This window comes from Lentzea sp. NPDC004782 (assembly GCF_040609115.1).
In the GTDB taxonomy this organism is placed as follows: Bacteria; Actinomycetota; Actinomycetes; order Mycobacteriales; family Pseudonocardiaceae; genus Lentzea.
The window spans coordinates 76,144-99,155 of record NZ_JBEXJN010000033.1; the positions used below are offsets into that span (position 1 = coordinate 76,144).

The following is a 23,012-nucleotide window of genomic DNA, read 5'->3' on the forward strand; positions in this document are numbered from 1 at the left end:
CTCAGAGCTTGAGGTTGGTGATCGCGGTCTCGGCAATGCGCCGAGCCTTGATCGACTGCTTCTGGTTGCTCGTCACGACCACCGCGGCATCGCCTTTCGAGACGGCGTAGACGACACCGGTGTCGTTGCTGACGTACCCTCCGGTCCACCCCGCGGGCGAGCTCGCGGGCTGCGAACCGTCCGGCGCCGCCTCGTTCACGATGGTCTTGGCGACGCGCTCGTCACCCACGTAGACCCGCACGGTCAACTGGATCTCAGTTGCGTTGGCGTAGAAGAAGCACGCAGGGTGAGGCTCGTCCGTTGACAGTTTCACTTTGGGTACGCGCTGCCCGTTCGCTTCGGCCACGAACGCCGTCGCGAGGTACGGGCAGGTGCCGTCCTTCGCGGGCTGGGGTGCGGGCGGCACTGTCGGAGCCGCGCTGGTCGTGGTGGTGACCTGCCTGGTCGGCGTGGCGGGAACCGGCGTGGTCTGAACGACCTCGGTGCCGCACGCGGCGAGGACACCGAGCAGGGGCAGCAACAGTGCTCGTTTCATAGGGGCAACAGTCAACCAGATCCGGAAACCGCTCCAAGCGGCACATTCTTGGGTTGGTCGCCACTCCCCTGCCTCCGGAAGGACCACCACGATGCAGTTCCTGGAACAACGACGTGATCAGGCCTTAGCCCTGTTCCGTATCGTGATCGGCTTCTTCTTCCTGATCCACGGAGTCCAGAAGATCTCGGCGGGCACTTCCCTGCTGTCCTGGCCGGCCGGCCCGATGAGCCTCATCGAACTGATCGGCGGCGGCCTCATCCTGGTCGGCCTGTGGACCCGCTGGGCCGCGTTCATCAGCTCCGGCGCCATGGCCTACGCCTACTTCGTCGTGCACCAGCCCCGAGGACTGCTGCCGATCGCGAACGGCGGCGAGCTCGCCGCGGTCTACTCGTGGGCGTTCCTGCTGCTGGTGTTCACCGGCGCCGGCGCGTGGAGCATCGACGCACTTCGCAGCAAGTCGTCGAAGAAGTCTCTAGCGAACGTCTGAACGCACCGAAGCCCTGTTCGCCACACCGCGAACAGGGCTTCACCACACCCACACCCAGAGGCGAAGCCTCCAGGGGGTCTGGGGCGCAGCCCCAGCTGGGGCCTGGGGGCTCGGCCCCCAGAAAACACTTCGGGCCGAGGAGGTCTGCGCTTTCAGCAGACACTCCTCGGCCCGAGGAACGAATGGAGACGAGGGGAATCGAACCCCTAACCCCCGCCTTGCAAAGGCGGTGCTCTGCCAATTGAGCTACGTCCCCGGAGATCCGGGGCGGCAAGCCGCCCGCGAGATCAGTCGGTGGGGGCGGTGGCCTCGCGCCACAGGTCCGCGTCGGCCTTGGCCGAACGGTTGCGCTTCACGAAGAACAGGACCGCACCGGCAACCACGACAAGTGCGATGATCTTCTTAGCCACTTCGAATCCCTCCCAAGACCGTAAAACGAGCGACCCCATCACGTTACAGCAAGGCGACGGCTGCCGAGCGAACTATGTTGACGGGGGTCCGGGGGCTCGCCCCCGGCGGGGGGTCTGGGGGCTTGGCCCCCAGATAAAAAGGACGATGATTCGGCCAGGGTCGGTGCATTCCGCCGACATAGATATCCGCCGAATCGAGTGGGCCTAGGAGGACTTGAACCTCCGACCTCTTCATTATCAGTGAAGCGCTCTAACCGCCTGAGCTATAGGCCCTCGATCTTGTCACCCCCTCGGGGGCGACGAAGAAGACCTTACAGGATCGTCCTTCGTCGCCCCAAATCGGGGGTCACTCACGCTCGGAGAGCGTCAACTCCAAGCCACCGGCCAGATCCGCGGACACGTTGTAGACGAACGCACCCACGGTGGCGAGGGCCGTGAAGAGCACGATGTTCACCGCGCCGATGATCGCCGAGACGCCGAACACGCGGCCGGCGCTGATCAGCGGTTCGCCCGGCTCGTTGGCCTGGAGCAGGTCGTTCGCGGTGCTGTTGATCTTGTCCCAGACGCCCATGCCGTGCAGCACGCCGTAGAGCACGCCGACCGCCACGAGCCAGACGAAGAACAACGCGACGCCGAGGACCAGGGCGAGCTTGAGCACCGACCACGGGTCGACGCGCTTCACCTGGAGCGAGGCGCGGCGCGGGCCGCGGCCGGGACGGCGGGCCGACGGGGTGGCCGCGGCCGGACGGGCCGCGGAGTTGCCGAGGTTCACCGACGTGCGGCTGCTGCCCAGGCCCACCGGCACGGCCGAGCCCGTGACCACGGGCTTCTGCACCTTGACGGTGTCCGGGTCGGTCTGCGGGAACGCCGGCTCGGCGCTCGGGACGGGCGGTGCGGCCGGAGCCACGTACGCCTCGGTCGAGTCCTGCTGAGTGGCCTCCGTGTCGTTCGTCACGCGCTGCCAGGGCGGCGGCGCGGAGACGACCGGTTCCTCGGCGACGGCGGCAACCGGTGCGACCGGCACGGCCGGCTCAGCGGCGGGAGCCGGAGCGGGCGTGTCGATCGCGACCGTCTTCTCCTCGACGGGAGCAGCGGGAGTCTCCGCAGCAGCTGCTGCGTCGGCCGCCTTGTCCGCCGACACGGGCTTGGTCTTGTCCCCACCCGAGGAACCGGAGGCCGCAGGCGTGGCCTCGGCCGCGGACTCCCCTGACTTCTTGGGAGTCGGCTTGGTGATCACCGCGGTCTTGTCCGCGTCCCGACCTTCGCGGTTCTCGGGTGGAGTCACGAGCTGTCCTTAGCCTCTCGCTAGCGATTCCGACTACTCGGCCGAGTCGGTGGGGGTGGCTGCCTGGTCGGCGCCGGAGTCCGCTGCTGAGCCCTCCGCGGCAGACGTCTCACCGTTAGTGACGTCGCTGGGCTCGTCCGCGTTGCGTGCGACGGCGATCAAAGTGGTGCTCTCGCCGAGGTTCATCAGCCGCACGCCCTTCGTCTGCCGTCCCGCCTTGCGCACCTGCTCGGCGCGGGTCCTGATGACCCCACCGCTCGAGGTGATGGCATAGAGCTCGTCGTCGACGTCGACGATGAGCGCGCCCACCAGCCTGCCACGTCGGCGGTCGTGCTGAATGGTCAGCACACCCTTGCCGCCACGGCCCTGAACCGGGTAGTCCTCGATCGGCGTGCGCTTCGAGTACCCGCCGTCGGTGGCCACCAAAACGAAGAGGCCCTCCTGCACGACGCCCACCGAGAGCAGCTCGTCGTCGGCGTTGAACCGCATGCCCTGCACGCCTGACGTGGCACGACCCATCGGCCGCAGCACGTCGTCGGTCGCGTGGAAGCGGATCGACTGGCCGTCCGCGGACACCATCAGCAGATCGTCGTCGGCCGAGCAGAGCACGGCACCGACCAGCTCGTCGTCCTCGCGCAGGTTGATGCCGATAAGACCACCCGATCGGTTGGAGTCGAAGTCGGACAGCTTCGACTTCTTCACCAGACCCTTGCGGGTGGCGAGCACGAGGTACGGCGACACCTCGTAGTTCTTGATCTGGATGACCTGCGCGATCTCCTCCTCCGGCTGGAACGCGAGGAGGTTCGCGACGTGCTGGCCGCGCGCGTTGCGGTTGGCCTCGGGCAGCTCGTACGCCTTCGTGCGGTACACGCGGCCCTTGTTCGTGAAGAACAGGATCCAGTCGTGCGTCGAGCACACGAAGAAGTGGGCGACGATGTCGTCCTGCTTGAGCTGCGCACCCTGCACGCCCTTGCCGCCGCGCTTCTGCGCCCGGTAGAGGTCGGTCTTGGTGCGCTTCGCGTAGCCGGTGCGGGTGATCGTGACGACCACGTCCTCGACCGCGATCAGGTCCTCCATGGACACGTCGCCGTCGAACGGGATGATCTTCGTGCGGCGGTCGTCGCCGTACTTCTCCACGATCGCGAGCAGCTCTTCACGCACGATGGCGCGCTGCCGCTCCGGCTTCTCGAGGATGTCCTTGAGGTCCGCGATCTCCAGCTCGATCTCGGCCAACTGGTCGATGATCTTCTGGCGCTCCAGGGCGGCCAGGCGGCGGAGCTGCATCTCCAGGATCGCGTTGGCCTGGATCTCGTCGACGTCGAGGAGCTCCATCAGGCCCGTGCGCGCGATGTCCGGCGTCTCGGACCGGCGGATCAACGCGATGACGGCGTCGAGCTGGTCGAGCGCCTTCACCAGACCGCGCAGGATGTGCGCGCGCTCTTCGGCCTTGCGCAGGCGGAAGCGCGTCCGCCGCACGATGACCTCGATCTGGTGCTTCACGTAGTGGCGGATCATCTGGTCGATCCGCAGCGTGCGCGGCACACCGTCGACCAGCGCCAGCATGTTGACGCCGAACGAGTACTGCAGCTGGGTGTGCTTGTAGAGGTTGTTCAGCACGACCTTCGCCACCGCGTCGCGCTTCAGCGTGATCACGATGCGCATGCCGATGCGGCGGTTCGACTCGTCGGCGATGTTCGCGATGCCGGTGAGCTTGCCGTCCCGCACGAGCGCCGCGATGTTCTCGACGAGGTTGTCCGGGTTGACCTGGTACGGCAGCTCGGTGACGACCAGGATCGTGCGGCCCTTGGCGTCCTCGTCCACCTCGACGACCGCGCGCATGCGGACCGAGCCGCGACCGGTGCGGTACGCGTCCTCGATGCCGGAGGTGCCGAGGATCTGCGCGTACGTCGGGAAGTCCGGGCCCTTGATCCGGGCGATCATCGCTTCGAGGGTCTCCTCGTCGGAGGCCTCGTGGTTGTCCAGCGCCCACACGACACCGTCCGCGACCTCGCGCAGGTTGTGCGGCGGGATGTTGGTCGCCATGCCGACGGCGATGCCGGAGCTGCCGTTGATCAGCAGGTTCGGGATGCGCGACGGCAGGACCGTCGGCTCCTGGATGCGGCCGTCGTAGTTGTCGCGGAAGTCGACGGTCTCTTCCTCGATGTCGGCCAGCATGTGCATGGCCAACGGGGAGAGGCGGCACTCCGTGTACCGCATGGCGGCGGCGGGGTCGTTGCCCGGCGAGCCGAAGTTGCCCTGACCGTCGATCAACGGGTAGCGCATCGCCCACGGCTGGGCGAGACGCACCAACGCGTCGTAGATCGCCGAGTCGCCGTGCGGGTGGTAGTTGCCCATCACGTCGCCGACGACGCGCGCGCACTTGTTGTAGCCGCGGTCGGGACGGAAGCCGGAGTCGAACATCGAGTACAGAACGCGGACGTGCACGGGCTTGAGCCCGTCCCGCACGTCCGGCAGCGCACGACCCACGATGACGGACATCGCGTAGTTGATGTACGAGGTCTGCATCTCCTGCTGGATCTCGACCGGCTCGATGCGGTCGTGATCCGGGGGCAGCGTCGTCTCGGTCACTGATCTCTTTCCTTCTCGCCAGAAACGCCAGGGGGCCTAGGGACCAAGACCGGACTAGATGTCCAGGAACTTGATGCTCTTGGCGTTGCGGGTGATGAACGAACGGCGTGCCTCGACGTCCTCGCCCATGAGCACGCTGAACAGCTCGTCGGCGGTGGCCGCGTCGTCCATGGTGACCTGCCGCAGGATCCGGTTCGCCGGGTCCATCGTGGTCTCCCACAGCTCCTCGGCGTTCATCTCACCGAGACCCTTGTACCGCTGGATGTTGTCGTCCTTGCCGAGCTTCTTGCCGGCCGCGATGCCGTCCTTGATCATGGCGTCGCGCTCGCGGTCGGAGTAGCAGTACTCCGGCTCCGCGCGCTGCCACTTGATCTTGTAGAGCGGCGGCTGCGCGAGGTAGACGTGGTTGTGCTCGATGAGCGGCTGCATGAAGCGGAACAGCAGCGTGAGCAGCAGCGTGCGGATGTGCTGGCCGTCGACGTCGGCGTCGGCCATCAGCACGATCTTGTGGTAGCGCAGCTTGGCGAGGTCGAACTCGTCGTGGATGCCGGTGCCGAGCGCCGTGATCAGCGACTGGACCTCGTTGTTCTTGAGCACGCGGTCGATGCGCGCCTTCTCGACGTTGATGATCTTGCCGCGGATCGGCAGGATCGCCTGGTACATCGAGTCGCGGCCTTCTTTGGCTGAACCGCCCGCGGAGTCGCCCTCGACGATGTAGAGCTCGCAACGCTCCGGCTCGGTCGAGCGGCAGTCCTTGAGCTTGCCCGGCAGGCCGCCGATGTCCAGCGCGCCCTTGCGGCGCACCAGCTCGCGGGCCTTGCGCGCGGCGATGCGGGCCTGCGCCGACGACACCGCCTTGGTGACGATCGTCTTGGCCTCGTTGGGGTGCCGCTCGAACCAGTCGGCCAGGTGCTCGTTCGTCGACTTCTGCACGAACGACTTGGCCTCGCTGTTGCCCAGCTTGGTCTTCGTCTGGCCCTCGAACTGGGGCTCCTTGAGCTTCACCGAGATGATCGCGGCGAGACCCTCGCGGATGTCGTCACCGGTGAGGTTGGCGTCCTTCTCCTTGAGGACCTTCTTCTCGCGCGCGTACTCGTTGACGACACGCGTCAACGCGGCGCGGAAGCCCTCCTCGTGGGTACCGCCCTCGTGCGTGTTGATCGTGTTCGCGAACGTGTAGACCGACGGCGTGTAGCCGGTGTTCCACTGCATCGCGACCTCGACCTGCAGGTCCTCGCCCTGCGCCTCGAAGGAGATCACCTTCTGGTGCACTGCCTCGCGCGTGTGGTTGATGTGGCGGACGAAGTCCTCCAGACCACCCGGGTAGTGGAAGACGCGCTCCTTCACCGCGGCCTTGTGGCCCTCGGCGTCGGCCTCCTCGTCCTCGGCCGAGACCCGCTCGTCGCGCAGGATGATCGTGATCCCCTTGTTGAGGAACGCCATCTCCTGCAGGCGGCGTGCGATCGTCTCGACGTTGTACTCGGTGGTCTCGAAGATCTCCGGGTCGGCCCAGAACGTGACGGACGTGCCGGTCTCGTCGGTCGGTTCGCCCCGGCGCAGCTCGTGCGCGGGCTTGGAGGCCTCGTAGCGCTGGGTCCAGTGGTAGCCGGCGTGCTTGATCTCCAGGTCGACGGCCGTGGACAGCGCGTTCACCACCGAGATGCCGACGCCGTGCAGACCACCGGACACCGCGTACGAGTCGCTGTCGAACTTGCCGCCCGCGTGCAGCTTGGTCATGACGACCTCGACGGTGGGCACGCCCTCGACCGGGTGCATGCCGGTCGGGATGCCGCGACCGTCGTCGATCACCCGGACGCCGCCGTTGGCCAGCAGGGTGACGTCGACCGTCGTCGCGAACCCGGCCATCGCCTCGTCGACCGAGTTGTCCACGACCTCCTGGACCAGGTGGTGCAGACCGCGCTCGCCGGTCGAGCCGATGTACATGCCCGGCCTCTTGCGCACTGCCTCGAGACCCTCGAGGACGGTGATCGAGGACGCGCCGTACTCATTCTTCTTAGCTGACACGGGCCTGGAGTCTCCTCGCTGATGCGGGCCGGGCCCGCACGGTGATGGGTGACGCTCCCCTTGATTCTACCGGTGCGCACCGACAGAACGGGGTCAAGGACACCTTTGATTCGGTCACAGAGGCCCGCAAGTCGCACCGGACGGGTCAGGACGGCCGAAAAGGGGGTTCAAATCCGCTGGTGAACGCTCATTGCGCCACAGAACGGCCGCTGAGCCCTTGACAGGACCTCACCCGTAGGTGTCACGCGGACCGCGCCCCGGAACGTGCCTGGGGCCGTGTCGCCAGTTCGGAGCGTCCGGCCCCTTGATCTTGAGCCGCTTCACGACGCCGTGACCCACGCCCGCGGCGATCCGTTTGAGCAGGTCGCGCTGCAGCAGGCGCAGCTGAGTGGCCCACGCCGTCGACGACGCCTGGACCGTCAGTTCCCCGTCACTGAGAGCGATCGGTTTCGCGTGCTCGGCGACGTCCTCTCCCACCAATTTTGCCCATCGGCCGAAGACCTGGCCACCCTGAAGTTGCTCGACCCAGCCCCGGTCTGCGGCGATCCGCGACGCGATCCGGCCGATCGTCTGGGGGTCGCGGTCGTCCGGTCCGGGCCCCGACCACCGGCGCCGCCTGCGGTTGACCGGACGGCCCTTCGACTTGCTGCCGGGGGTGCGTCCACGGGCCTTCGCGCTGGCCTTGGCCGCTTCGAGAGCGGCCCGTGCGAGGTCAGACCCCTTCAGTGGCTCACCCTCAGGTGTGAATGAACCTGTGGACAAGTCCGGATTTGTGACGGAGTTATCCACACCATCCACAGACTTGTCCCCAGATGTGTGGGCGGACACACCCGATCGAGCTACATCTTGGGGATCTGAGTTAGACACGTCGGACCTCCCCGCCACTTACCTCAAACCGGGCACCGCTCAGCTCGTCGGGAACGTCTTCCGCCACCGCGGCGGTGATCAGCACCTGCTCCGCGGCGGCCGCGACCTTCGCCAGCTGCTGCCGTCGGCCGCGGTCGAGCTCCGCGAAGACATCGTCCAGCACGAGCACCGGTTCGATGCCGTCGACACGCATCAGCTCGTAGCCGCCGAGCCTCAACGCGAGCGCGAACGACCATGACTCTCCGTGACTGGCGTACCCCTTTGCGGGGAGTTCGCCGAGCGTCAGGTCGAGGTCGTCGCGGTGCGGGCCGACGAGGCACACCCCGCGTTCGATCTCCTGCCGCCGCACCCGGTCGAGCTCGGCCAGCAGCAGGTCCTCGATGCTCTCCCGGTCCTCGGGGAGCTCACCGACGCTCGACCGGTACGAGATGAGCGCCGGACGTGACTCCGGTGCCACCTCCGCGTACGCCGTGGTCACGTGGTCGGCCATGTCGCGGACGAGCTTCATCCGCGCGGCGAGCAGCTCCGCGCCGTGCTTGGCGAGGTGCCCGTCCCAGACGTCGAGCGTGGACAGGTCGGCCGATCGCGAGTGCTTCACCGTCTTCAACAACGCGCTGCGCTGCTTCAGGACACGGTCGTAGTCACTGCGAACGCCCGCGAACCGCGGCGCGCGCAGCACCAGCATCTCGTCGAGGAACCGCCGCCGGTCACTCGGATCGCCTCGCACAAGAGAGAGGTCCTCCGGTGCGAACAACACGGTGCGCAAGATCCCGAGCACGTCACGCGGACGCGGCACCGGACCGCGGTTGATCCGCGCCCGGTTCGCCTTGCCCGCCGTGATCTCGAGCTCCACGAGCAGCTCGCGGTCGTCGTTGACCACGGCCGCCCGCACGACAGCGCGCTGAGCGCCGTGCCGGATCAGCGGCGCGTCCGTGGCGACGCGGTGCGAGCCCAGCGTCGCCACGTACCCGATCGCCTCGACCAGGTTCGTCTTGCCCTGACCGTTGCGCCCGACGAGCACCGACACGCCGGGCTCGAACGCCAGGTCGGCGAGCTCCCAGGACCGGAAGTCGCTGACCTGGAGGTGTCTGACGTGCACTCCCTAGCCCTGGGTGCTGCCCGAACCGGACGACGGACCGGCGAGGTGCACCGCGTGGCCACCGAACTGGTTGCGCAGCGCGGCGACCGCGCGCATCGCGGGCGAGTCCTCCTGCCGCGACTGGAACCGCGCGAAGAGCGCGGCGGAGATCACCGGGAGCGGCACCGCGTTGTTGATGCCCTCCTCGACGGTCCACCGGCCCTCGCCGGAGTCCTCGACGTAACCGCGCAGGTCGTCGAGTTCCGGGTCGGACTCCAGCGCACGCACCAGCAGGTCGAGCAGCCACGACCGCACGACGGTTCCGCGCTGCCACGCCGAGATCACCGCGGGCACGTTGTCCACGACGTCGGTCTTGTCGAGCAGCTCGAAGCCCTCGGCGTACGCCTGCATCAGGCCGTACTCGATGCCGTTGTGCACCATCTTCGAGTAGTGGCCGGCGCCGACCTTGCCCGCGTGCGCGAAGCCTTCCTCGCGCGGCCCTTCCGGACGCAGCGCGTCGAAGATCGGCATCGCCTTCTCGACGTCCGCGGCGTCACCGCCGACCATCAGCGCGTAGCCGTTGTCGAGACCCCACACGCCGCCGGACACGCCGCAGTCGAGGTAGCCGATCTCCTTCTCCGCCAACAGGTCCGCGTGGATCCGGTCGTCGGTGAACTTGGAGTTGCCGCCGTCGATCACCAGGTCGCCGGGTGACAGCAGCTCGGACAGCTCCTTCACCGTGTTACGGGTGATGTCGCCGGCGGGCACCATGACCCACACCACGCGCGGCGCCTCGAGCTTGGCAACCATGTCCGCCAACGACTCCGAGTCGCTGACCTCCGGGTTGCGGTCGTAGCCGATCACCTCGTGACCGGCACGACGCACCCGCTCGCGCATGTTGAAACCCATCTTGCCGAGGCCGACGAGTCCGAGCTGCACGGTGTTCTCCCCTAAACGTTTCTCGTTACCCGGTAAGGGTCTTAGCCGGGCAGGCGAACGGGCATCAGGAGGTACAGGTAGCCCGGCGCCACGTTCCCATCCTCGTCCACCGGCTTGAGCAACGCCGGTCGGCTGGGCGTGGTGAACGAAAGGTGCACTTTCTGGGTGCGCACCGCGCCGAGACCGTCGAGCAGGTACCCGGGGTTGAACGCGATCGTGACCGCGTCGCCGGTGTACTCGACGGGCAGCTCCTCCTCGGCCGAACCCTCGTCGTCGCCACCGGCGGACAGGCGCAGACCGCCGTCCACGAACTCGAGCCGGACCTGGGTGCCGCGCTCGGCGACGAGCGACACGCGCTTGATCGCCTGGACGAGCGTGTCGACCTCGATGATCGCCGCGGCCGAGTGCTCGGTCGGCAGGAGCTGGCGGTACTTCGGGAAGTCCGCGTCGAGCAGGCGGGTCGTCGTGCGCTTGCCGGAACCGGACAGGCCGAGCAGTCCGTCGTTCGCCGCGAGGGACATCTCGACCTTGCCGCCGGACGAGCCGAGGGTCTTGGCCGCGTCGCCGAGCGTGCGGGCCGGGACGAGCACGGCGACCTCGCCGAGGGAAGCGTCCGGCTCCCACGGGAACTCGCGCATCGCGAGCCGGAACCGGTCGGTGGCGACGAGGGTCAGCTTGCCCTCGCCGATCTCCACGCGCACACCGGTCAGCATCGGGAGCGTGTCGTCCTTGCCGGCCGCGACGGCGACCTGGGCGACGGCCTCGCCGAAGACCTCACCGGGAAGCTCACCGATGAGCTGCGGCATCGACGGCAGCGCGGGGTAGTCCTCGACCGGCATCGTCGGGAGGCTGAACCTGGCGCTGCCACAGCTGATCATCATGCGAGCGCCGTCGACGGCGATCTCGACCGGGTGGTTCGGGAGCGCCTTGGTGATGTCCGCGAGCAGACGACCGGAGACGAGCGCGCGGCCGCCGTCGGCGATCGTCGCCGGGACGCCGACCTGGGCCGAGACCTCGTAGTCGAATCCCGAGACCGTCAGCGACTCTTCCGACTCCGCGTCGAGCAGCACGCCGCCCAGCACGGGGACCGGCGGACGGGACGGAAGGCTGCGAGCGACCCAGGCGACAGCGTCGGCGAGGCCGTCGCGTTCGACGCGGATCTTCATGAGGCGTCCTTTCCTCGACAGTCGACAAGCCCAACCACAGCAACGTTCCAGTGGGGGTCGGGGAGCCTCGTCCCTCGAGGTCGGTTTCTCGACTCCGAGGGCGGAGCATCCACCGTAGAGCGTCCTGGCCCTCCCCGTCACTTCGGGGTTCGGGCACCGATCCCCGGGAGCTGTCCCCCGCTGTTTTGCTTTTGAAGTTCTTCTTGGAAGAGATCAACAGCAGTAACAGTAAGGGCTGTGGATTGTGGGGACAGCCGTTGAACGCGCAGGTCGGAGGCCCACCGTCCATGTGGACTAAGGGGGGATGGCACCCGGGGACAGATCGGCGCACCCGGGGACAGCCGGTTGTGCACACCTCTCGATCCACAGATCGTCCACAGTTGTCCCCGGGTGCGTCCCCGGGTGCGGCGCAGTTGTACCCGGGTGTTCAACAGGCTTCTGTGGCCAGATCGTGGCCGGGGCCACAAACTTTTCCAGTTGTCCCCACCCCTTCGAGTGCGGACCGCAAACAGTAAGCCCCTCCGCGTGGCCGAGCACCCCTCGACTCCACCCGGGTTCGAGCGCGCGCGTACGGCTCGTGCGGCACGTTTGCTCGACCGCACGCGGGGGCCTTTCGTGCGCTAGTGCCGCACGCGGGGACCCCGCGTGTGTTCCCCGCGTGCGCGGAGATGCCGCGTGTGCAACGAAAAAGGGGCCCTCCGTCGTGGAGGACCCCTCGGCGTACCCGGGTTGGATCAGGGTGCGTGGCGGGCGCGCTGCTTGATCCGCGACGTCAGTTCCTGCACCTGGTCGTAGATCCGCCGGCGCTCCGCCATCTCCTTGCGGATCTTCTTGTCCGCGTGCATGACCGTCGTGTGGTCGCGGCCGCCGAACGTCTGCCCGATCTTCGGCAGCGACAGGTCGGTCAGCTCGCGGCACAGGTACATGGAGATCTGCCGCGCCTGGGCGAGCGCCTTCGTCTTACCCGGGCCGCAGAGGTCGTCGATCGTGACGCCGAAGAACTCGGCGGTGACCGCCATGATCGTCGGCGCGGTGATCTCCGGTGCGTGCGAGTCGGGGATCAGGTCGCGCAGCACGATCTCGGCGAGCTGGACGTCGACCGGCTGGCGGTTGAGCGACGCGAACGCCGTGACGCGGATGAGCGCGCCTTCCAGTTCGCGGATGTTGCGCTCGATGCGGGCGGCGATGAACTCCAGCACCTCGGCCGGGGCCGCGAGCCGGTCCTGCGCCGCCTTCTTGCGGAGGATCGCGATGCGGGTTTCCAGCTCGGGCGGCTGGATGTCCGTGATCAGACCCCACTCGAACCGCGTGCGCAGGCGGTCTTCCAGCGTCTCCAGCCGCTTGGGCGGCCGGTCGCTCGACACCACGATCTGCTTGTTCGTGTTGTGGAGCGTGTTGAACGTGTGGAAGAACTCCTCCTGCGTACCTTCCTTGCCCTCCAGGAACTGGATGTCGTCGACGAGCAGCACGTCGATGTCCCGGTAGCGGCGCTGGAAGGCGACCTTGCGGTCGTCGCGCAGCGAGTTGATGAAGTCGTTGGTGAACTCCTCGGTCGACACGTACCGCACGCGCATGCCGGGGAACAGGCGCTGGGCGTAGTGCCCGACGGCGTGCAGCAGGTGCGTCTTGCCGAGGCCGCTCTCACCCCAGATGAAGAGCGGGTTGTACGCCCGGGCGGGAGCCTCGGCCACCGCGACGGCCGCGGCGTGCGCGAACCGGTTCGAGGCGCCGATGACGAACGTGTCGAAGTTGTACTTCTCGTTCAGCCGGGTCTGCGACGGCGACGGGTTGGCGGGCCTGGTGTACGGGAGGTTCCCGTTCGGCGTCGCCGCCCCCGCCGTGTTGGCGGTGTTGAACGTCGGCCAGATCTCGGTGACGGCGGCGAGGGCGTCGCCGGCTTCGTCGACCTCTTCCGAGTCCGCGTTCTCGGTTGCCGCGTCAGTGTTCGTCGCAACACCCGCGACCGCGTCGTCCGTGATCACGGACACGGGCGTGTCGCCGTTGGAGATGCTGGGCACCGACTGGACGGTCTGCACCGGGATGGGCGTGGTCGGCGGGCTCGCCGGTTCCGGCGAGTCGACCTTCACCGCGAGGGAGACCGTGCGGCCGAGCCTGCGGGAGAGTGCGTCGGTGATCGGATCGCGCAACGCGCGTTCGATCGCCTCTTTCGCGAAATCGCTCGGGGCCGCGAGCAGGGCCGTTCCGTCGAGCAAACCGATCGGACGGGTGACCCTCATCCACGCGCGCTGCTGAGGGGACAGGTGGCTCGTGGCGAGCTCCTGCACCACCTCGGCCCACACGAGACCAAGGTCGACCTGCTGGCTAGACACCTCCGCGCTCCCCTCCCCTCCACTGGAGCCCATGACTCCACATGTGGACACGGAGAATAGAGGCATCCACAGAGTTATCCACAACTGTGCACTAAACGGTGCGTTGTGTTGCCGGTGCGATGGCGGCTCCCACGCCGGCCCGGCATGCGCGAGGGGAGAACGGTAACAAGGCCCGGCACGCCTCACAAGACGTGGCATCGGCCACCCCGATTTGGTCGGCGCACCCGGGGGTGCGTACCCTCGTACGAGTCTCCCGCTTGCGACGGGCGCCTTTCGCGCGCCTACGTCCACTGCCATCGGGGACAACCACACAGGCTTTGTCAGCAGTGAAGCAACGGGAGAACCGACCGTGAGCAAGGGTAAGCGCACCTTCCAGCCCAACAACCGCCGCCGCGCGAAGACGCACGGGTTCCGGCTGCGCATGCGCACCCGCGCCGGCCGCGCCATTCTGGCCGCGCGCCGCAGCAAGGGCCGTGCCCGCCTGTCCGCCTGATCGCGGCTGGTAAGCGCAGCGTCGTCGTGCTCCCACCGGCCGCCCGGCTCACCCGCAGCCAGGACTTCGGCCTGGTGGTCCGCCGAGGCCGCCGCGCCGGACGACCCCGGTTGGTCGTCCACGCCTTGACGCCAGACGTGCCCACCTTGGATTCGTCCAAGGTGGGCTTCGTCGTGAGCAAGGCAGTTGGCAACTCGGTGGTCCGCCACCGCGTCTACCGGCGCCTGCGCCACATCGTGCGTCCCTGCCTGGCGGACATGCCACCGGGAACTCTCGTCGTGGTTCGGGCGTTGGCACCGGCAGCCGAGGCGTCGAGCTCGGAGCTCGCCGCCGACTTCTCCTCCGCCCTGCGCAAGGTGCTGCGATGACGACGTTGCCAGCGAAGGTCGCGCTGCTGCCGGTGCACTTCTACCGGAAGTTCATCTCACCGCTGCTGCCGCCGACCTGTCGCTTCTACCCGAGCTGCAGCGCGTACGCGGTGGAAGCTCTGACCGTCCACGGTGCGCTGCGGGGAACCTGGCTGACCATCCGCCGGTTGCTGCGCTGCGGACCCTGGCACCCTGGAGGCCTGGACCCCGTTCCGCCGAGGCGGCAGGTCCCCGACGTATCCACCGAGGAGTAGCTCCGTGCTCAACTTCATCTACTACCCGGTGTCCTTCATCTTGTGGTGTTGGCACTGGGTCTTCGGCCACATCTTCGGTGAGTCGAGCGGCTTCGCCTGGGCGCTGTCGGTGATGTTCCTGGTCTTCACCCTCCGTGCCATCCTCTTCAAGCCGTTCGTCGGCCAGGTGCGCTCCATGCGGCGGATGCAGGAGTTCGCGCCGGAGATGCAGAAGATCAAGAAGAAGTACCCGAACGACCGCCAGCGCCAGGCGCAGGAGATGCAGAAGCTCCAGGCCGAACACGGCGTGAACCCGCTCGGCGGCTGCCTGCCGATGCTGGTGCAGGTTCCGGTGTTCATCGGTCTGTTCCACGTGCTGCGCTCGTTCAAGCCCGGCTGGGGAGAGGTCTACTTCTTCGACGCGAAGGGCGTCGAGTCGTTCGTCAACGCCAAGCTCTTCGGCGCGAACCTCTCCACCTTCATTTCGATGCCCGCTGAGCAGCTCGCCCAGTTCGGCACCGAACGCACGAACGTGATCCTTGTATCCGTGCCGTTGATGATCGTGGCGTCCATCGCGACCCACTTCACGGCCCGCCACTCGGTCGCCCGTCAGAACCAGACCGCCCTGGACAACCCGCAGACGGCGATCATGAACAAGCTGACGCTCTACATCTTCCCGCTGGGCGTCCTCGTCGGTGGCTTCTTCTTCCCCGTCGCGATCCTGCTGTACTGGCTCTCCAACAACGCGTGGACCCTCGGCCAGCAGCACATCGTCTACAAGAAGATCGACGCCGAGGAAGAGACGAAGAAGGCCGCGGCCGTCGAGACCCGCCAGGCCCTCGCTCCGAAGCCGGGCGCCAAGCCGGTCAACCCGAAGAAGCCCGCTCCCGGCGCCAAACCGGCCAACGGAGCCAAGCGCATGCCGACCGCGGGCCCCGGCGGCCCCTCCGCTTCCGCGGACACGAACGGCAGCAGCTCCAACACCGAGATTCCCGGCCTGATCTCAGGCCGATCCACCAGCAAGAAGCCGGGCAACAAGAAGCGCCGCTGATTTCGGGCTTCTGCCCCGGAGAGGAGACATCGTGTCGGAGACCTTGCAGGCGACCGACGACGTGGAGGCGTCGTCGCCGGCCGAGGCTGAGGCCGACGCCTCGGCCGAGCCGCAGTCGCAGAGCAAGACCGAAGACCTGCTCGTCCAGGAAGGCGACATCGCCGGCGACTACCTCGAGCGCCTGCTGGACCTGCTCGACTACGACGGCGACATCGACCTGGACGTGGAAGGTGGCCGTGCCGTCGTCAGCATCGACGGCGGCGAGGACCTGTCCAAGCTGGTCGGCCCCCGAGGCAACGTCCTCGAATCCCTCCAGGAACTGACCCGCCTGGCCGTGCAGCAGGAAACGGGCGTTCGCTCCCGCCTGATGCTCGATATCGCCCAGTGGCGAGCGGGCCGTCGCGCGGAGCTGGCCGAGCTCGGCCGCTCGACCGCGGAGAAGGTGCTGGCTTCCGGCGAGCGTGCCCGCCTGCACCCGATGACCCCGTTCGAGCGCAAGGTCGTGCACGACGCCGTCGCCGCCATCGCAGGCGTGCACAGCGAGAGCGAGGGCGAGGAGCCGCAGCGGCGGGTCATCATCTTCCCCAAGCCCTGACGCTTTCCGCTCACGGCCCCTGGTTCCCTCCGGAACCAGGGGCCGTTTGCCGTCCCGGGCCGTGACATGTCGACACGACGTGAGCGCGCCTAGAAGTTCCGCAAGCGTGGTGAGCATCCACCCAACGGCAGCGCCGAGCCTCGGTCACCGTTCCACGTGAAACATCCGCCCGGCCCACCACTCCCCCAGCCATCTCTCCTGCTCGACCGTGTCCGGAACGTCAAACCCCCGAGCCGCCGAGATCAACCTCCAGGCTGACGAAGGCGCCACCCCGTCCATCCCCAACAACAACGCGGCCAACAACGAGGATCGCCCAATCCCAGCCCAACAGTGGAACACCACATGGGCCCCACGCCGGTACATCGCGTAGATCGGCTCCATTGCGGCAACAGCCTCCACGATCCCAGGCACGCCTCGGTCCTCGATCGGAAAGCTGACGAACCGCATCCCCGCCGCAGCGACCACATCCGCCTCGTGCACGAGGTCGCACTCGACCCGCTCCTCATCGGTCTGTGCCGACACGAGGACGTCAACACCGAGTCGCCGCAGCCCCCGAACTTTGACGTCGAGGAGCGCACCGCCAGCCGGATGAGCCATCGTCGAAACAGTCCCTGGCCCGTCGTGAGCCACGGTGAAGATGGTCGGACGCAACTTTCCCCCAAGTTTCACGTGAAACGGCGCTCAGGATTTGGCGGAGCGCACGGTCGATCCGTCATGATGGTCCCCTGGCATTCGCCAGCTTTTCCACCGGCCGCCGGAACGTCGCCGCCGCGTGGTTTCACGTGAAACGCTCACGGACGGAGAACATGGCCGGGGAGTTGCCCGACAACGCGAAGCTCGTATTCGGCGAGCACTTGGATCGTGCTGCCGAGTTCGTCTGGCTCCTGGAGGAGCATGGCGTCGAACGCGGACTGATCGGTCCTCGCGAGGTCGACAAGATTTGGGATCGGCACGTGCTCAACTCGGCGGTGGTCGAGCGGGTGATCGAGCCGAACGCACGCGTGGCGGACGTGGGGTCTGGGGCGGGGTTGCCGGGTGTCCCCCTGGCCATCGCGCGGCCGGACCTCAGGGTCACACTGCTGGAGCCGATGGCGCGTCGCATCGCCTGGCTTGAGGAAGTGAAGGACCGGCTGAGCCTCGACAACGTGACGGTCCTTCGCGGCCGGGCCGAGGAGGGGCCGGTCCGGGCTCAGTTGAAGAATTGCGACGTGGTCACCGCGCGTGCGGTGGCTCCGCTGGAGAAGTTGGCGAAGTGGTGCCTTCCGCTCCTCAAGGGTGGCGGACGGATGGTGGCGCTCAAGGGTGAGCGCGCGCAGGAGGAGCTTGACCGCGACGGGGCTGCCGTGGCACGCATGGGTGGCGTCAACGGCGAGGTGGTCGTCGTGGGAGCGGATGTACTTGAGGTGCCGACGACTGTGCTGATCGTCGAGCGCCAGACGAGGAGGGATCGGTGAGCGTGTACCCGGAGTTTCAGGCCGCCGATGTTCCACGTGAAACCGAACCCCAGCAGAAGCCGAAGTCGACCAACAACGGAGATGACAGCGCCGTGGTGTGGACCCCGATTGCAGAAGAGGCGGCTCGTGCGGCAAGCGTGCTGCACCCCGACGAGTCACTTCTCCCCCGACCTGCTCACCGGCGGGTCATCACCGTCGCCAACCAGAAGGGTGGCGTCGGCAAGACGACGAGCACGGTGAACCTCGCCGCGGCGCTCGCGATCCACGGGCTCAAGACGCTCGTGATCGACCTCGACCCGCAGGGCAACGCCTCCACGGCGCTCTCGGTCGAGCACCGCTCCGGCACGCCGTCGGTCTACGAGGTGCTCATCGGTGAGATCTCGATCGCCGAGGCCGCTCAGGTCAGCCCGACGTCCCCGAACCTCTACTGCGTCCCCGCCACGATCGACCTCGCCGGCGCCGAGATCGAGCTCGTCTCGATGGTCGCCCGTGAGTCGCGGCTCAAGGAGGCGTTGAGCCCGGAGGCGCTCGACCAGCTGCAGCCCGACTACGTCTTCATCGACTGCCCGCCGAGCCTCGGCCTGCTGACCGTCAACGCGATGGTCGCGGCCCAGGAGGTGCTCATCCCGATCCAGTGCGAGTACTACGCGTTGGAGGGTCTGAGCCAGCTGCTGCGCAACATCGAGCTCGTGCAGCAGCACCTCAACCCGGATCTCGGCATCTCGACGATCCTCCTCACGATGTACGACGGCCGGACGAAGCTCGCCGACCAGGTGACCAGCGAGGTGCGCGGTCACTTCGGCGACGTTGCCCTCAAGACGGTGATTCCGCGCAGCGTGAAGGTCTCCGAGGCGCCAGGATTCGGACAGACGGTGTTGACGTACGACCCGGGCTCGCGCGGGTCGATGAGCTACCTCGACGCCGCCAAGGAGATTGCTGTGCGCGGGGCGAAGAAGGAGGGCGCATGACGGAGCAGCGCAAGGGCGGACTCGGGCGCGGCCTGGCCGCGTTGATCCCGCAGGGTCCTCCGCCCGGTGCGCCCAGCACCATCCGGCCCGCCGCGGCCGGCAACGGGGCGGCGGCGACGAAGACCAAGCCGGTCGGCGAGGTCGCGGGGGCGGTGTACCGCGAGGTCGCGGTCACCGCGATCAAGACCAACCCCAAGCAGCCGCGCCAGGTGTTCGACCAGGACGCGATCGACGAGCTGTCGTTCTCCATCAAAGAGTTCGGGCTCATGCAGCCGATCGTGGTGCGCGAGCTCGGCAACGACACCTACGAGCTCGTCATGGGCGAGCGCCGGTGGCGGGCCACGCAGCAGGCCGGGCTCAAGACCATCCCGGCGATCGTGCGGCAGACCGCCGACGACGTCATGCTGCGCGACGCGTTGCTGGAGAACATCCACCGCGTTCAGCTCAACCCGCTCGAAGAGGCGGCGGCCTACCAGCAGCTGCTGGAGGAGTTCGGGGTCACGCACGAGGAGCTCGCGGACCGCATCGGCCGCAGCCGCCCCGTCGTCACGAACACGATCCGCCTCCTCAAGCTCCCCCTCCCCGTCCAGCGACGGGTGGCGGCTGGTGTGCTGAGTGCCGGTCACGCACGCGCACTGCTCGGGCTGGACGACGCCGGCGCGCAGGAAGACCTCGCGGCCAAGATCGTCGCGGAGGGCATGTCGGTCCGTGCGACAGAAGAAGCGGTGACGCTCGCCAAGAACGAGAGGCCGAAGAAGGAGAAGGCCGCTCCGCGCAAGCAGATGCACGCGCCCGGTCTGCAGGAGCTCGCCGAGCGCCTCTCGGACAACTTCGACACCCGCGTGAAGGTCGAACTCGGGCAGCGAAAGGGCCGGATCGTCGTCGAGTTCGGGTCAGTTGACGATCTTGAACGGATCATCGGACTGATGAGCCCAGAAACGACAATTCGGGCATCGGAATAGGCCCATAGGATCACCCACGGGCCTTATGTCACGGTGACGATGACGCCCCGCAGCCGATGCGGCTACGGGGCGTCACCTATGAGAAGAGATCAACGAGCGACAGCGCGCTCGATCAAACCCGCGTAGATCTCGCCCAGCGACTGCCCCGCCGCCTCCACGGCCATCGGCAGCAACGACGTCTCGGTGAGTCCGGGCGACACGTTCACTTCCAGGAAGTAGACGGTGCCGTCCTCGGCCACCACCGCGTCGGTCCGCGAGACGTCTCGCAGCCCGAGCAACCGGTGCGCCGCCACGGCCAGCTCCCCCACCGCTTTGGCGGAGGCGGGCTCCAGCCGTGCCGGCGCGTGGAAGTCGGTCAGGCCGGCGGTGTAGCGCGCGGTGTAGTCGTACACGCCGCTCTCCGGCACGATCTCGACCGCGGGCAGCGCCGTGGGGCCGTCCTGGCCGTCGACCACCGTCACGGCCACCTCGACGCCGGAGATGAACTGCTCGGCCAGCACCGTCTCGCCGTACGCCAGGCAGCCGACCATCGCGGCGGGCAGGTCTGCGGCGTCGCGGACCACCTGGGCGCCCAGCGCGGAGCCGCCCTGGTCCGGCTTCAGCATCAGCGGGAGGCCGAGGGTCTCCACCATCGCGTCCAGCACCGGCTTGGCGCCCAGTTCGCGGAACGTCGCGTGCGGCAGGACGACCCACTCCGGCGTCGTCAGCCCGGCGCGGGCCAGTTCGGCCTTCGCGGTCGGCTTGTCCCACGCACGACGGCACGCCCGCGAGTCGGTGCCCACGTACGGCACGCCGAACATCTCCAGGATCGCCTGCACCGACCCGTTCTCACCCTCGCCACCGTGCAGTGCGACGACGACGGCGTCCGGACGTGAAGCGCGAAGACGGGTCAGCAAGGACGAGTCGGCGTCCCACTCCTCCACCGTCACGCCCACCGACCGCAGGGCAGCCGACAGACGGCGACCGGAGCGGATCGAGACCTCGCGTTCGTGGGACAGCCCACCGGACAGCACAGCGACCATGCGGTCAGCCACAGCACAACTCCAAAGGAAAGATCAGGCGGTGTCGGGCGACGGGGTCTGCGGGCCGGACAGCTGGCGGCCCGGCGTCGCCCCGAACGTCGCGTGCAGCTGCATCTCGTCCTCGATGACGTTCGCCAGGCGGCGGACGCCCTCACGGATGCGCTCCGGCGTCGGGTAGCAGTAGGAGATCCGCAGCTGGCGCGAGCCGAAGCCGTCCGCGTAGAACCCGGTGCCGGACGCGTAGGCCACGCGAGCCGTCACGGCACGGGGCAGCATCGCCTTCGTGTCGATGCCCTCGGGCACCGTCACCCAGACGTAGAAGCCACCGTCGGGAATGTTCCACGTGGAACCTTGCGGCATGTGCTGTTCGAGAGCCGAGATCGCCGCGTCCCGACGGTCCCGGTACGCCTCGCGGTAGGTCTTGATCTGACCCTTCCAGTCCTGGGTCGAGAGGTACCGCGACACGATCATCTGGTTCAGCGTCGGCGGGCACAGCGTGGCCGACTCGGCCGCCAGCACGAGCTTCTCGCGCACCGCGTGGGGCGCCAGCACCCAGCCGACCCGCAGGCCGGCCGCGAAGGTCTTCGAGAACGACCCGAGGTACACGACGTTGTCGGGGTCCATCGACCGCAGCGCCGGGTACGTCTGCCCGTCGAAGCCCAGCAGCCCGTACGGGTTGTCCTCCACGACCAGCACGCCGTAGGTCCGGCAGATCTCCAGGATCTCGGCCCGCCGTGACACCGCCAGCGTCACGCCGGCCGGGTTGTGGAAGTTCGGGATCGTGTAGAGGAACTTGACCCGCTGACCAGCGCGTTTACACGCCTCAAGGGCCTCGCGCAGCAACGACGGCACGAGCCCGTCAGCATCCATCGCGACGTGGACGACTTGCGCCTGGTACGCGGTGAACGACCCCAACGCGCCGACGTACGACGGCCCTTCGGCGATCACCACGTCACCGGGGTCGCAGAAGATCCGCGTGACCATGTCGAGGCCCATCTGCGAGCCGACGGTCACGACCACGTCGTCCGGGTGTCCGTTGATGCCTTCCAGTGCCATGACGTCGCAGATCTGCTCGCGCAGCAACGGAACTCCGTGCGCGGAGCCGTACTGCAGCGCCACCAGGCCTTCGGAGGCCACCAGGTCGCCGATCTCCGCGGACAGCGACTCCAACGGCAGCGCGGCCAGGTGCGGCATGCCGCCGGCCAGCGAGACCACCTCGGGACGCGATGCCACCGCGAAGAGTGCCCGGATCTCCGATGCCGTCATCCCCGCCGTGCGCGCTGCGTAGCGGCGGAGGTGGGGGTCCAGGCTTCTGGGGCCCTGCTTGGCGGGCTGTCCGGGCATCGTCATGTGGGACTCCTGAATGGGAAATGTCCCGAGCGAGTGTAACCGTCGTCCCGTTCAGGGCACGTGCCTTCCCGGTTCCGTCACATTCGCCTACCCTCGTACGGGTCTGCTGTGCGTGCCAAAGGGGTGGAGGTCGGGGTGTCGCGACGCGTTGTGGGCGTCACGCTGGACAACCTGGAGCATCTCTCCAAGCACAGCAGGACGTGCGTTTACTGGGAGCTCGCCCCTCACCTGCGTGAACAGGCCGAGGAGTACGGCGACACCGAGTTCGAGAAGGAAGCCTGGGTTTCCAGCGTCCTGCTCGAATGGGGTTCGTGCGGTCGCCTCATCTACTGCGACGGTATTCCCGCCGGGTCGGTCTTCTACGCACCTCCTGCCGCGGTTCCGCGCAGCTCCGCGTTCCCCACGTCTCCCGTGAGCCCGGACGCCGTCCTCATGACGTCGCTGGAGGTCCTCCCGGAGTTCCGAGGGGGAGGACTCGGGCGAGTGCTCGTCCAGGCCGTGGCGAAGGATCTGACGCGTCGTGGCGTGAAGGCCATCGAGGCGTTCGGCGACATGCGCCCGGACGAAGAAGAGCGCAGTTGCGTCACGCCCGCGGAGTTCCTCACGAGCGTGGGCTTCAAGACCGTGCGGCCGCACCCCCGCTGGCCCCGGTTGCGCCTGGAGCTGCGCAGCGCCATCACCTGGAAGGAAGACGTCGAGGCAGCCCTCGAACGCCTTCTCAACAGCGTCACGGTCTCGACCGCGGAACCGAGCTTCCGCCCGGTCTGAAAGTAACGCGGGGGCCCTGCGTTTCCTCCAGGGAAAC

The 23,012-nt window shown here is 67.8% G+C and carries 22 protein-coding genes, 2 tRNA genes and 1 pseudogene; 10 read left to right on the forward strand and 15 right to left on the reverse strand.

Annotation, left to right across the window (positions count from 1 at the left end; all coding sequences use genetic code 11):
- Window position 1: 1 nt before the first annotated feature.
- A complete protein-coding gene (locus ABZV40_RS28415; RefSeq protein WP_355447906.1) occupies window positions 2-535 on the reverse strand; it encodes a DUF2020 domain-containing protein in 534 nt (177 codons plus the stop codon).
- Window positions 536-626: 91 nt separating this feature from the next.
- On the opposite strand from ABZV40_RS28415, the gene ABZV40_RS28420 reads away from it, so the two are divergent.
- A complete protein-coding gene (locus ABZV40_RS28420) occupies window positions 627-1,022 on the forward strand; it encodes a DoxX family protein (RefSeq protein ID WP_355447909.1) in 396 nt (131 codons plus the stop codon).
- Between the two features lie 183 nt (window positions 1,023-1,205).
- Here ABZV40_RS28420 and ABZV40_RS28425 read toward each other — a convergent pair.
- From ABZV40_RS28425 to dnaA, 11 genes and pseudogenes are all read right to left on the reverse strand, one after another.
- Window positions 1,206-1,278, reverse strand: a tRNA-Ala gene (locus ABZV40_RS28425).
- 34 nt (window positions 1,279-1,312) lie between these two features.
- A pseudogene (locus ABZV40_RS28430) lies at window positions 1,313-1,471 on the reverse strand (DLW-39 family protein); the annotation flags it as partial.
- Between the two features lie 160 nt (window positions 1,472-1,631).
- Window positions 1,632-1,705: transfer RNA gene (locus ABZV40_RS28435), tRNA-Ile, on the reverse strand.
- Between the two features lie 73 nt (window positions 1,706-1,778).
- Complete coding sequence (locus ABZV40_RS28440) at window positions 1,779-2,456, reverse strand: DUF3566 domain-containing protein (RefSeq protein WP_355447969.1); 678 nt, start codon at window positions 2,454-2,456, stop codon at window positions 1,779-1,781.
- 294 nt (window positions 2,457-2,750) lie between these two features.
- Entirely contained in the window at window positions 2,751-5,306 is a 2,556-nt protein-coding gene (gene gyrA, locus ABZV40_RS28445; RefSeq protein ID WP_355447912.1) for a DNA gyrase subunit A, read from the reverse strand.
- Window positions 5,307-5,360: 54 nt separating this feature from the next.
- Window positions 5,361-7,331 (reverse strand): DNA topoisomerase (ATP-hydrolyzing) subunit B, encoded by a 1,971-nt coding sequence (gene gyrB, locus ABZV40_RS28450; RefSeq protein ID WP_355447915.1) that lies wholly within the window; start codon window positions 7,329-7,331, stop codon window positions 5,361-5,363.
- Window positions 7,332-7,559: 228 nt separating this feature from the next.
- On the reverse strand, window positions 7,560-8,093 hold the full coding sequence (locus ABZV40_RS28455) for a DciA family protein (protein ID WP_109630154.1): 534 nt from the start codon (window positions 8,091-8,093) through the stop codon (window positions 7,560-7,562).
- A gap of 97 nt (window positions 8,094-8,190) precedes the next feature.
- Window positions 8,191-9,297, reverse strand: coding sequence for a DNA replication/repair protein RecF (recF, locus tag ABZV40_RS28460; protein WP_355447919.1), 1,107 nt, complete (start codon window positions 9,295-9,297; stop codon window positions 8,191-8,193).
- 3 nt (window positions 9,298-9,300) lie between these two features.
- Window positions 9,301-10,215 carry a phosphogluconate dehydrogenase (NAD(+)-dependent, decarboxylating) gene (gene gnd / locus ABZV40_RS28465; RefSeq protein ID WP_355447922.1) on the reverse strand — a complete coding sequence of 305 codons (915 nt, stop codon included), beginning with the start codon at window positions 10,213-10,215 and terminating at the stop codon, window positions 9,301-9,303.
- Between the two features lie 41 nt (window positions 10,216-10,256).
- Complete coding sequence (dnaN, locus tag ABZV40_RS28470; RefSeq protein WP_355447925.1) at window positions 10,257-11,381, reverse strand: DNA polymerase III subunit beta; 1,125 nt, start codon at window positions 11,379-11,381, stop codon at window positions 10,257-10,259.
- Between the two features lie 734 nt (window positions 11,382-12,115).
- Window positions 12,116-13,711 (reverse strand): chromosomal replication initiator protein DnaA, encoded by a 1,596-nt coding sequence (gene dnaA, locus ABZV40_RS28475; protein WP_355447927.1) that lies wholly within the window; start codon window positions 13,709-13,711, stop codon window positions 12,116-12,118.
- Window positions 13,712-14,060: 349 nt separating this feature from the next.
- On the opposite strand from dnaA, the gene rpmH reads away from it, so the two are divergent.
- The 5 genes from rpmH to ABZV40_RS28500 are packed head-to-tail and all read left to right on the forward strand — an operon-like array spanning window position 14,061 to window position 16,451.
- Window positions 14,061-14,204, forward strand: a complete 144-nt coding sequence (gene rpmH, locus ABZV40_RS28480; protein WP_090060594.1) for a 50S ribosomal protein L34 — start codon at window positions 14,061-14,063, stop codon at window positions 14,202-14,204.
- Window positions 14,205-14,230: 26 nt separating this feature from the next.
- Window positions 14,231-14,572 (forward strand): ribonuclease P protein component, encoded by a 342-nt coding sequence (gene rnpA, locus ABZV40_RS28485; RefSeq protein ID WP_355447930.1) that lies wholly within the window; start codon window positions 14,231-14,233, stop codon window positions 14,570-14,572.
- Window positions 14,569-14,826 (forward strand): membrane protein insertion efficiency factor YidD, encoded by a 258-nt coding sequence (gene yidD, locus ABZV40_RS28490; RefSeq protein ID WP_030480223.1) that lies wholly within the window; start codon window positions 14,569-14,571, stop codon window positions 14,824-14,826. Before rnpA ends, yidD begins: the two co-directional genes overlap by 4 nt.
- A 4-nt stretch (window positions 14,827-14,830) precedes the next feature.
- Window positions 14,831-15,856, forward strand: a complete 1,026-nt coding sequence (gene yidC / locus ABZV40_RS28495) for a membrane protein insertase YidC (RefSeq protein WP_355447933.1) — start codon at window positions 14,831-14,833, stop codon at window positions 15,854-15,856.
- Between the two features lie 31 nt (window positions 15,857-15,887).
- Complete coding sequence (locus tag ABZV40_RS28500) at window positions 15,888-16,451, forward strand: R3H domain-containing nucleic acid-binding protein (RefSeq protein ID WP_355447936.1); 564 nt, start codon at window positions 15,888-15,890, stop codon at window positions 16,449-16,451.
- A 144-nt stretch (window positions 16,452-16,595) separates the two neighbouring features.
- Here the strand turns inward: ABZV40_RS28500 and ABZV40_RS28505 are convergent, their stop codons facing one another.
- Window positions 16,596-17,081 carry a hypothetical protein gene (locus tag ABZV40_RS28505; RefSeq protein ID WP_355447939.1) on the reverse strand — a complete coding sequence of 162 codons (486 nt, stop codon included), beginning with the start codon at window positions 17,079-17,081 and terminating at the stop codon, window positions 16,596-16,598.
- Window positions 17,082-17,257: 176 nt separating this feature from the next.
- Between ABZV40_RS28505 and rsmG the strand changes: the two genes are divergently transcribed.
- From rsmG to ABZV40_RS28520, 3 genes are all read left to right on the forward strand, one after another.
- The gene (gene rsmG / locus ABZV40_RS28510) at window positions 17,258-17,905 is read left to right on the forward strand and encodes a 16S rRNA (guanine(527)-N(7))-methyltransferase RsmG (RefSeq protein WP_355447942.1); all 648 of its coding nucleotides are present in this window, start codon (window positions 17,258-17,260) and stop codon (window positions 17,903-17,905) included.
- A 92-nt stretch (window positions 17,906-17,997) separates the two neighbouring features.
- Complete coding sequence (locus ABZV40_RS28515; RefSeq protein WP_355447972.1) at window positions 17,998-18,873, forward strand: ParA family protein; 876 nt, start codon at window positions 17,998-18,000, stop codon at window positions 18,871-18,873.
- Window positions 18,870-19,835, forward strand: a complete 966-nt coding sequence (locus ABZV40_RS28520) for a ParB/RepB/Spo0J family partition protein (protein ID WP_355447945.1) — start codon at window positions 18,870-18,872, stop codon at window positions 19,833-19,835. Before ABZV40_RS28515 ends, ABZV40_RS28520 begins: the two co-directional genes overlap by 4 nt.
- A gap of 89 nt (window positions 19,836-19,924) precedes the next feature.
- Here the strand turns inward: ABZV40_RS28520 and ABZV40_RS28525 are convergent, their stop codons facing one another.
- Both ABZV40_RS28525 and ABZV40_RS28530 read right to left on the reverse strand, forming a co-directional pair.
- The gene (locus tag ABZV40_RS28525) at window positions 19,925-20,869 is read right to left on the reverse strand and encodes a D-alanine--D-alanine ligase (RefSeq protein WP_355447948.1); all 945 of its coding nucleotides are present in this window, start codon (window positions 20,867-20,869) and stop codon (window positions 19,925-19,927) included.
- A gap of 21 nt (window positions 20,870-20,890) precedes the next feature.
- Window positions 20,891-22,207: a PLP-dependent aminotransferase family protein gene (locus ABZV40_RS28530; RefSeq protein WP_355447951.1), complete on the reverse strand. Its 1,317-nt coding sequence runs from the start codon at window positions 22,205-22,207 to the stop codon at window positions 20,891-20,893.
- 135 nt (window positions 22,208-22,342) lie between these two features.
- Between ABZV40_RS28530 and ABZV40_RS28535 the strand changes: the two genes are divergently transcribed.
- Window positions 22,343-22,975: a GNAT family N-acetyltransferase gene (locus ABZV40_RS28535; protein ID WP_355447954.1), complete on the forward strand. Its 633-nt coding sequence runs from the start codon at window positions 22,343-22,345 to the stop codon at window positions 22,973-22,975.
- The last annotated feature ends 37 nt before the right edge of the window (window positions 22,976-23,012 follow it).